This window comes from Lactonifactor longoviformis DSM 17459 (assembly GCF_900129135.1).
Lineage (GTDB): Bacteria > Bacillota > Clostridia > Lachnospirales > Lachnospiraceae > Lactonifactor > Lactonifactor longoviformis.
This window is the reverse complement of sequence record NZ_FQVI01000064.1, coordinates 1-4,291: the sequence shown is the minus strand read 5'-3', so window position 1 is coordinate 4,291 and position 4,291 is coordinate 1. Positions and strand designations below refer to the sequence as shown.

The following is a 4,291-nucleotide window of genomic DNA, read 5'->3' as shown; positions in this document are numbered from 1 at the left end:
GGAGAGGGAAGCGCTTTTGCAAGGAATCCCCAAAAAGAAGGATTCTATGACTCTGCAAAAGTAAAAGATATTTCTTTTCCAGTTGATTTTGAAACATTTGCCGTTGTTACACCTGATGGCGAATGGCATGAAAAAGGAAAAATGGGGTGGTGGGGGATTGTTGCAGATGAAAAGGAAGGATGGAAAGAATCCTACAAAGAAGCGTTTCTTGACAAGGCAGACCCATCATGGACATTAACGATTATTGACTGTCATATTTGAAAAGGTGGAGGTGCCGTAATGGATGATAATAAAACACTTCGTACAAGTCACACATCAAAACAATTTGTGATAACCATTGCGAGAAATGGCGTTTGCAAATATATTGACCGGAGTTTTAGCAAGAACATGAATTGCACGGTGTGTTTAAACCGTGCAAAAAGATTCCAAAGTGAAAAACAGGCATGGGACTATGCAAAATATCTGGGAATTGAAAATAGATGCGATGTTTTGTCGGTGACTGTAGAAATGAGATTGGAGGAGGAATGATGAAGCAGATTATCACAGAGGAAATGAAAGTCCATGAGGAATGGTATAAGGAAGCGGAGAAAATGACTATGGAAAAACTTCCAAAATTCCTCAATCACCTCATGGAAGATTACCAGCATGATTACGGAACAGTTTGCCATGCGTTGTCAGCTGGAGCGTTGGCTACAGTGCATGCAATGAACGAATCCCCAGGTGCCCGTGGTGGTATTACTGGATTCCAAGCGAGTTGTATTATGTGGGAGTTCATTCGTAGATTCAACTATAAAAACAACAAATGTGGTTTGAGATTGCAGGATATGGACAATCTTCTTTATCCGCAGTATGCCGATAAGTTTCATACAATTTCGGAAAACGTTTGGAACGCAGTACAAAAAGAAGCGGCGGAGAGAATCAAACAGAGTGAAGCCGCTCATGAAAAATATGAAAATGACCTGGAGCAGTACAAAAAGGACGTGAAAGAGTTTCTGATTGATGTGAAGCAGTTTGAAGCGGAACATCCGGAATATCCGAAATATGAAGATAATCCCCAATTTTATCAGCACATTGGAGCGGGTACTCTTGAAGAACATGAGGAGTATCAGAAGAAAGTTGAGTCGGGATTTCTGTTTGAACCACGAAAACCCTATGATGATTCAGCGCATCCTGCCGTGATTGCGCATTGGCTAAATATCATGGATGGGAAAATCCCGTTTGGATTAAGATTGGAGGAATAACGCTATGAATTTAATAAAAGTCAGATTTTTAAAAGACAACCAGCCAACCGGAAAGGCATATGCATACAATTCTCCGGTAGTCGTCAAACCCGGAGATATCGTCCAGATTAACAGTATCGCCAAGGGTGTTGTGGTGGAAGTAGATGTACCAGAGGAAGAAGTTGCGGCGTTTGCGGATAAAGTAAAATCCATCAAAGGACTGGTCGAGGAGGTGTCCACCAATGAGTAATATTACCACTTTCCAATGCTGCGGCACCTGCGCCTACCATATTCCAATGGCTGCCGATGAATTTTGTTGTGACAATGAGGACAGCGAGGGTTATGGGCTAAGTACTGCTTATGACGATTGCTGTGAGGAATATGAGGAAAGAGAGGAATAGAATTATGAGTAACACACAGTTAGCAACACAAAACCAGAAAACAGGTATCGCTTCTTATCTCGGAAGTGATGCGGTGAAAAATAACATTGCTGGTGTCATTGGCGAAAAGAACATCACCAGATTTATTTCCAGTGTGGTTTCGGCCGTGCAGGTGAACCCAACGCTGGCACAGTGCACGAATTCCAGTATCTTGTCTGCGGCGCTGCAGGGGGAAGCCTTGCAGTTGGCGCCTAGCCCCCAGTTAGGTCAGTTCTACATGGTGCCATATGATAAAAAAGAAAAAGTCAACGGAAAATGGCAGGTAGTAGCCAAGGAAGCACAGTTTCAGATTGGCTGGAAAGGATATGTACAGTTAGCGATTAGATCTGGGGAATACGAGAAAATCGTGGTTAATGAAATCAAAAAGGGTGAGATTGAGTACAACCCAATTACAGAGGATATCGCCACTCATCCGATTATGGAGCCAGAGGAAAGGGAAAAGGCTGAGACAGTAGGATACTATGCCATGTTTAAACTACATAGTGGTTATAAAAAGGAGATTTTCAGTCCAAAAGCGGCGATATTGGCCCATGCAAAAAAATATTCTCAGGCGTATCGTACCGACTTGAACAAGGGCTACCAGAACAGCAAGTGGACAACAGACTTTGATGCTATGGCTAAGAAAACGCTTATCCGCCAGTTAATTGGAAAATGGGGGCCAATGTCCGTGGAAATGCAGCAAGCATATGAGAAAGATATGTCTGTTATTGATGAGGATGGTTCTGCCAGATATGTTGATAATGCCGTGGATGTTGAGATGCAGGTTGCAGAGGATATCGAGACTCACGCAAATACAGTGGATTTCGAGGAAGCAGAGGTTGTGGAGAATCCAAAGCCTGCCGATCAGCCCAAATCAGTTAAGGTCGAACCACCAAAGCCGGAACCGGAACAGACAGCAGAGGATGACATACCAGCTTTCATGCGGGGGTAGCAGATATGAGGGTAATCAGTCAAAACAGAATTTTTGATTTTCCATACGAGCAGATAGTAGTCCATCAGGATGAGTGCGTGATATATGCACGGCTTGTTTATGAAAGTAAAGTGATGGCTACTTTGGGTCAATATTCTTCACCAGAAAAAGCGGAAAAGGCTATGGAGATGTTGATGGAGGCTTGCTTAAGAGTATGGGATATAGAGTGTGGTAATATTTCAGTTACTAAAAAAGATTCATGTATATTCCAGTTTCCCGAAGATGATGAGGTGGAAGTATGAGGGGTGGCGATATCATCAGAGATTCATGTGGACGCTTTACTAAAGGAAGCAAGGTGTTGGATATTTCGGGAATGAGGTTTGGGCATTTGATTGCCGTGGAAAGAATCCACAGGAATGGCTCCCGCTCATATTGGAAGTGTATCTGTGATTGCGGTAATGAGAAAATAATACTGCTTCAAAACCTAAGAAACGGAGACGCCACAAGTTGTGGATGCCAAAGAATAAAATCTATAACGCGACACGGTGGCTCTCATACAAAACTGTATGTTGTATGGCAAGGAATGGTAAGACGGTGTTACGATTCAAAATCAAAGAACTATGTGAACTATGGCGCTAGAGGTATTCATGTATGTGATGAGTGGAGGGGTGACTTTGGAATTTTTCAGAAGTGGGCTGTTCAGAATGGGTATAGAGATGGATTAAGTATAGATAGGATTAACAATGACGGTAATTATTCTCCTAATAATTGCAGGTGGACTACAGATAAAGTCCAAATGAATAACACCAGAAAAACAGTTTATTTGGAAATCAATGGTGTGCGAAAGCCGATATCATTCTGGGCTGATGAGTATGGAATATCAAAAGCAACAATTCGAGAAAGAGTTAAGAGAGGATGGTTAGTTGAAGAAGCTGTTCAAGTACCTGTAGGAGGAAAGGGGGTGGTTAAATGCTCTTGAGTGTATGTGCTTCTGGAAGCCATGGAAATGGATATATATTACGGACAAATAATGAGATTTTGATTATTGAGTGCGGGTGTAAGTTAATGGATATAAAGAAAATGATTGATTTTCAAGTATCTAAAATTTCTATCTGCGTCGTGTCTCATGAGCATGGTTGAGCGACCATGCTAAATATGTGGGGCAATTTGAACAGGCTGGTATTCCGGTATTTAAGCCTTATGAATCAGAAGTAGATAAGCAAGTATGCAGATATGGTGGATTTACAATTAAATCTTTTCCACTCGTGCATGATACAAGATGTATGGGGTTCTTAATTGAGCACCCGGAAATGGGAAGGCTACTCTACGCCAGCGATACGGAATATATCCGTTATAAATTTCGTGGATTGAACCATATTCTGGTGGAAGCCAACTACTCCCCGGACTGCATGGAACCCACTAATAATCCTAAACGCTCCCACGTCCTCACCGGGCATATGAGCATAGATACCGCTGTAGAGTTCCTGGGGGTTAATAAAAGCCCGGAACTACGTAATGTAGTATTGTTACATCTCTCGAAATCAAATAGCGATGAAGCTCAATTTAAGGCGGCGGCAGAGAAAGTGGTAGATTGTCCAGTTTGGGTGGCTGGTAAGGGGCTTGAGGTTGAGATGAATGAATTTCCGTTTTAAGGAGACGTAATGGTAAAGATTATCTGTAGCACCAAAGGAGAAAAAGAGAAAATAAGCAGGCTGATACGG

The 4,291-nt window shown here is 42.2% G+C and carries 8 protein-coding genes and 1 pseudogene; all 9 read left to right on the top strand.

Annotation, left to right across the window (positions count from 1 at the left end; translation table 11 throughout):
* A pseudogene (locus tag BUA56_RS23125) lies at positions 1-261 on the top strand (hypothetical protein); the annotation flags it as partial.
* 18 nt (positions 262-279) lie between these two features.
* Entirely contained in the window at positions 280-528 is a 249-nt protein-coding gene (locus tag BUA56_RS22350; RefSeq protein WP_072854957.1) for a hypothetical protein, read from the top strand.
* Positions 528-1,241: a hypothetical protein gene (locus BUA56_RS22345; protein ID WP_072854956.1), complete on the top strand. Its 714-nt coding sequence runs from the start codon at positions 528-530 to the stop codon at positions 1,239-1,241. Before BUA56_RS22350 ends, BUA56_RS22345 begins: the two co-directional genes overlap by 1 nt.
* A 4-nt stretch (positions 1,242-1,245) precedes the next feature.
* Complete coding sequence (locus BUA56_RS22340) at positions 1,246-1,470, top strand: hypothetical protein (protein WP_072854955.1); 225 nt, start codon at positions 1,246-1,248, stop codon at positions 1,468-1,470.
* On the top strand, positions 1,463-1,621 hold the full coding sequence (locus BUA56_RS23120; protein ID WP_158641034.1) for a hypothetical protein: 159 nt from the start codon (positions 1,463-1,465) through the stop codon (positions 1,619-1,621). Before BUA56_RS22340 ends, BUA56_RS23120 begins: the two co-directional genes overlap by 8 nt.
* A 4-nt stretch (positions 1,622-1,625) precedes the next feature.
* Positions 1,626-2,591 carry a recombinase RecT gene (locus BUA56_RS22335; RefSeq protein ID WP_072854954.1) on the top strand — a complete coding sequence of 322 codons (966 nt, stop codon included), beginning with the start codon at positions 1,626-1,628 and terminating at the stop codon, positions 2,589-2,591.
* A 5-nt stretch (positions 2,592-2,596) separates the two neighbouring features.
* Complete coding sequence (locus BUA56_RS22330; protein WP_072854953.1) at positions 2,597-2,872, top strand: hypothetical protein; 276 nt, start codon at positions 2,597-2,599, stop codon at positions 2,870-2,872.
* Positions 2,869-3,549, top strand: coding sequence for a hypothetical protein (locus BUA56_RS22325; RefSeq protein ID WP_084068209.1), 681 nt, complete (start codon positions 2,869-2,871; stop codon positions 3,547-3,549). Before BUA56_RS22330 ends, BUA56_RS22325 begins: the two co-directional genes overlap by 4 nt.
* A gap of 157 nt (positions 3,550-3,706) precedes the next feature.
* Positions 3,707-4,222: an MBL fold metallo-hydrolase gene (locus tag BUA56_RS22320; protein ID WP_072854952.1), complete on the top strand. Its 516-nt coding sequence runs from the start codon at positions 3,707-3,709 to the stop codon at positions 4,220-4,222.
* The last annotated feature ends 69 nt before the right edge of the window (positions 4,223-4,291 follow it).